This window comes from Enterorhabdus sp. P55, from assembly GCF_009911695.1.
In the GTDB taxonomy this organism is placed as follows: Bacteria; Actinomycetota; Coriobacteriia; order Coriobacteriales; family Eggerthellaceae; genus Enterorhabdus.
The window spans coordinates 1-4,326 of sequence record NZ_QWKK01000144.1 but is presented as its reverse complement, the minus strand read 5'-3'; the positions used below and the strand labels follow the sequence as shown (position 1 = coordinate 4,326).

5 protein-coding genes are annotated in these 4,326 nt (G+C 71.7%); all 5 read left to right on the top strand.

The window, feature by feature from the left end; genetic code table 11:
- Positions 1-790, top strand: a 790-nt coding sequence (locus D1643_RS09920; protein ID WP_160710466.1) for an ABC transporter ATP-binding protein, incomplete at its 5' end; no start/stop codon positions are given.
- A 228-nt stretch (positions 791-1,018) separates the two neighbouring features.
- A complete protein-coding gene (gene rpmF / locus D1643_RS09915; protein WP_160710465.1) occupies positions 1,019-1,198 on the top strand; it encodes a 50S ribosomal protein L32 in 180 nt (59 codons plus the stop codon).
- Positions 1,199-1,396: 198 nt separating this feature from the next.
- The gene (gene plsX, locus D1643_RS09910; protein ID WP_160710464.1) at positions 1,397-2,401 is read left to right on the top strand and encodes a phosphate acyltransferase PlsX; all 1,005 of its coding nucleotides are present in this window, start codon (positions 1,397-1,399) and stop codon (positions 2,399-2,401) included.
- The gene (gene rnc / locus D1643_RS09905) at positions 2,398-3,294 is read left to right on the top strand and encodes a ribonuclease III (RefSeq protein ID WP_160710463.1); all 897 of its coding nucleotides are present in this window, start codon (positions 2,398-2,400) and stop codon (positions 3,292-3,294) included. The genes plsX and rnc overlap by 4 nt, the downstream gene beginning before the upstream one ends.
- A 6-nt stretch (positions 3,295-3,300) precedes the next feature.
- Positions 3,301-4,326: chromosome segregation SMC family protein (locus tag D1643_RS09900; RefSeq protein WP_160710462.1), on the top strand; the 1,026-nt coding region annotated here is incomplete at its 3' end.

Here is a 4,326-nt window from a genome sequence, read left to right as displayed (position 1 = left end):
GGTCCCGGGCGCGCGGGGCGTCTCGCGGGCAGGCGGCGCGGGCGCCGGGTCTGGCGCCCCGCGCGGGCGCGTGAGCTACCGCGGCGTGCGCTTCTCCTACGACGGCGGCCGGCCGGTGCTCGACGGGCTCGACCTGGAGGTGCCGGCCGGGTCCACCGTGGCGCTCGTGGGGCCCTCCGGCGGTGGCAAGACCACCACCTGCTCGCTCCTGCCGCGCTTCTACGACGTGGACGCGGGCGCCGTGGAGATCGACGGCATTGACGTGCGCGACGTGACGCTCGAGTCGCTGCGCGCGGCCATCGGCATCGTGCAGCAGGACGTCTACCTGTTCGGCGGCACCGTGCGCGAGAACATCGCCTACGGCCGCCCCGGCGCCGACGACGCCGCCATCGAGGCCGCGGCGCGCAAGGCCAACGTGCACGACTTCGTCATGAGCCTGCCCGACGGCTACGACACGCTGGTGGGGGAGCGCGGCGCGCGCCTGTCCGGCGGCCAGAAGCAGCGCATCGCCATCGCGCGCGTGTTCCTGCGCGACCCGCGCATCCTCATCCTCGACGAGGCCACGAGCGCGCTTGACAACGAGAGCGAGCGCGCCATCCAGGCCTCGCTCGAGGAGCTCTCCCGCGGGCGCACCACGCTCATGATCGCCCATCGCCTGTCGACCATCCGATCCGCCTCGCTCATCGCCGTGGTGGAGGACGGGCGCGTGGTGGAGCAGGGAACCCACGACGAGCTGCTCGCCCGCGGCGGCACCTACGCGCGCTACTACCGCCTCCAGTTCGGGGAGTAGGGGGGGGCGCCGACGCACCGCGATGCGCGCGACCGGGCCGCACCCGCCCCTGCCTGCGGCGCCAAGCGCCCGCCGCACCCGGCCCCGCCTGCGACGCCCGCCGCGAAAAAACCCGCCACCACACCCTTGCGGGGGGTTCTTCCCTTTGATAGAATACCGTTTCGTGCGTTTAGCGAAGTAAAGCCCGGCGGGCCCTGCCTCCCGGGATGTAATGAAGGAGAATCGACCATGGCAGTACCCAAGCGCAAGACCGGCCGCGCCCGCACCCACGCCCGCCGCAGCAGCAACGACAAGATCGCGGCTCCCGCTCGCTCCGTGTGCCCGCAGTGCGGCGAGGTCAAGCTCCCGCATCGCGTGTGCCCGACCTGCGGCTTCTACAAGAACCGCGAGGTCATCGAGACCGAGTAGCGCGTCCGCTTGGCGACGCCGTGCGGATGGCTTCCGCATCTGCATGAGGTCCCCGCAAGCCTCCTAGCACGCCTGGCACGACGCCAGGCGCGCCAGGGGGCTTTTTGGCTGTAGGCCGCAGTATTCTCCCGGGGCCCGCGGGCCGCCGGCGGGCGGCCGGGCCGCATCCCGCGAGCATCCAACACGAAGGAGCAGAGCGTGGCAGAGAAAGTCACCATCACCGTGGACGCCCTGGGCGGCGATGACGCCCCCGGGGTGGTCCTGGACGGCGTCGCCCAGGCCCTCGCCGCCGACCCCGACCTGTCCGTCATCCTGTGCGGCCCGGCCGAGGTGGTCGAGCCCTTCGCCGCCTCCCACGAGCGCGCCGAGGCCCGGGCGACCACTGAGTTCATCGCCATGGACGAGCACCCGGCCAACGCCGTGCGCCGCAAGAGGGACTCCTCCCTCGTGGTGGGTTGCCGCCTCGTCAAGGAGGGCGCCGCCGACGGCTTCTTCTCCGCCGGCTCCACCGGCGCCTGCCTGGCCGCCGCCACGCTCGTCATGGGGCGCGTGAAGGGCGTCAAGCGCCCTGCCCTCGGCCAGGTGCTGCCGGCCTACGGCACGCCGACGCTTCTGCTGGACGTGGGCGCCAACGCTGACTGCAAGGCCGAGTACCTGGTGCAATTCGCCCAGATGGGCGCCGTCTATGCCCGCGAGATCATGGGCGTGGCGGCTCCGCGCGTGGGCCTGCTCAACATCGGCGAGGAGGACACGAAGGGGTCTGCCGCCGCCCAGGAGGCCCACGCGCTTCTGCGCGCGGAGGTGCCGGAATTCGCCGGTAACGCCGAGGGGCGCGACATCCTGGCCGGCACCTTCGACGTGGTGGTCACCGACGGCTTCACCGGCAACGTCTGCCTCAAGGCCATCGAGGGCACCTCGTCGGTGCTGTTCCGCTATATGAAGGACGCCCTCATGGCCTCGGCCAAGGGCAAGCTCGGCGCGCTGCTCGTCAAGGGCGACCTGGCCGAGCTCAAGGGCAAGCTGAGCCCCGACACCCACGGCGGCGCGCCGCTTCTAGGCGTCAAGGGCGCCTGCGTGGTGGGCCACGGCTCGTCGAGCCCGCTCGCCATCAAGAACGGCGTGCTCGCCGCGGCCCGCACCGTGCGTTCCCACGTCTCCGAGGTCATCGCCGCGAAGGTGGTCGAGGGCGGTGAGCGCGCATGACGCTCAGCGAGGAGCAGCGCTCCAAGCTCGACCGCGCCCAGGAGATTCTCGGCTACGCCTTCCAAGACGAGGGCGTGCTGCTCTCGGCCATCACTCACCCCTCGGCCACCGAGGGCAAGTCGGTGAAGTTCTCCTACGAGCGCCTCGAGTTCCTCGGCGACTCCATCTTAGGCGCCATCGTGGCCTCCACCGCCTTCCACCGCTTCCACGAGCTGGACGAAGGCGGCCTCACCCGCATCAAGGTGGCGCTCGTCTCCGGCGCGTCGCTGGCCGACGTGGCCGCGGGCCTGGGCTTCGCTGACGTCATCGTCTTCGGCTCGTCGGAGACGGGCACGGGAAAGCGCGGGCTCCACTCAGCGCTCGAGAACGTCTACGAGGCCGTGGTGGCCGCGCTCTTCCTCGACGGGGGGCTGCCCGCCGCCGTGGACTTCGTGGAGCGCACCCTCGTGCCGCGCATGTCGCTCGACATGGCCAGCGAGCCCGAGAACCCCAAGAGCGCCCTGCAGGAAAAGCTCCAGGAAGACGGCATCACCCCCACCTACAAGCTGGTGGAGACCCAGGGCCCGCCGCACGACCGCACCTTCGTCGCCCAGGTCTACGCCGGCGACCAGGGGCTCGCCCGCGGTGTCGGCCGCACGAAGAAGGAGGCCGAGAGCCAGGCCGCCAAGACCACGCTCGCGCGCCTCTCCGAGTTCTTCGGGCTGGGCGGCGGCGAGGAGAAGGCGGCGGAGAAGGCCGCCAAGGCCGAGGAGAAGGCCGCCGAGAAGGCCGCGGCCAAGGCCGCCAAGGCCGAGGAGAAGGCCGCCGAGAAGGCCGCGGCCAAGGCCGCCAAGGCCGAGGAGCGCGCGCGGAAGAAGAGCGAGCGGGAAGCCGCCAAGAAGAAGCAGGATTAGGCGCCCATGTATCTGAAGTCACTCGTCCTCAAGGGATTCAAGTCCTTCGCCGACCGGTCCGTCATGGCCCTCGAGCCCGGCATCACCGCCGTGGTGGGCCCCAACGGCTCGGGCAAGTCGAACATCTCCGACGCAGTGCTGTGGGTGCTCGGCGAGCGCAACGCCAAGCACCTGCGCGGCCAGGCCATGGAAGACGTCATCTTCGCCGGCTCGTCGGCGCGCAAGCCCACGGGCCTGGCCGAGGTGGACCTCGTGCTCGACAACTCCGACGGCACCCTGCCCATCGACTACGACGAGGTGGCCATCACCCGCCGCATGTACCGCAACGGCGAGAGCGAGTACCTCATCAACGGCACGGTGGCCCGCCGCATGGACGTGCTGGAGATCCTCCACGACTCGGGGCTGGGCACCGGCACCCACTCCATCATCTCCCAGGGCTCGCTCGACTCCATCCTCCAGAGCAAGCCGGAAGACCGCCGCGCCCTCATCGAGGAGGCCGCCGGCGTGCTCAAGCACAAGCAGCGCAAGGCGAAGAGCGAGCGGAAGCTGGCCTCGATGGACCAGCACCTGGCCCGCGCCCGCGACGTGGTGGCCGAGGTGGAGCGCCAGCTCGGGCCGCTCTCGCGCAAGGCGAAGAAGGCCCGCACCTACCAGGAGCTGGCCGGCGAGCTGGCCGACGTGAGCCTGCGTTTGGCCGTGGACGACCTGCGCACGCTCCAGCGCGCCTGGGACGGCTCGCAGGAGAAGGAGGCTGCGCTTGCCGCCGACATGGAGGCCAAGCGCGCGGCCATCGAGGCCGCCGAGGCCGCCGTCGAGGAGCTTCAGGAGCGCATCCGGCTCGACTCGGTGGACGCCGGCGAGCTCTCGCGCCAGTACCGCGCCGCCGCGGCGGCCGTTGAGCGGTTCGACTCCGCCGCGCTCGTCATGCACGAGCGCCGCCGCGCCGCCACGGCCCGCGCCGGCGAGATCGAGCTGGAGATCGAGGCGGCCCAGGCCCGCCGCGCCGCGGCCGAGGCCGAGCTGCGCGGGGCC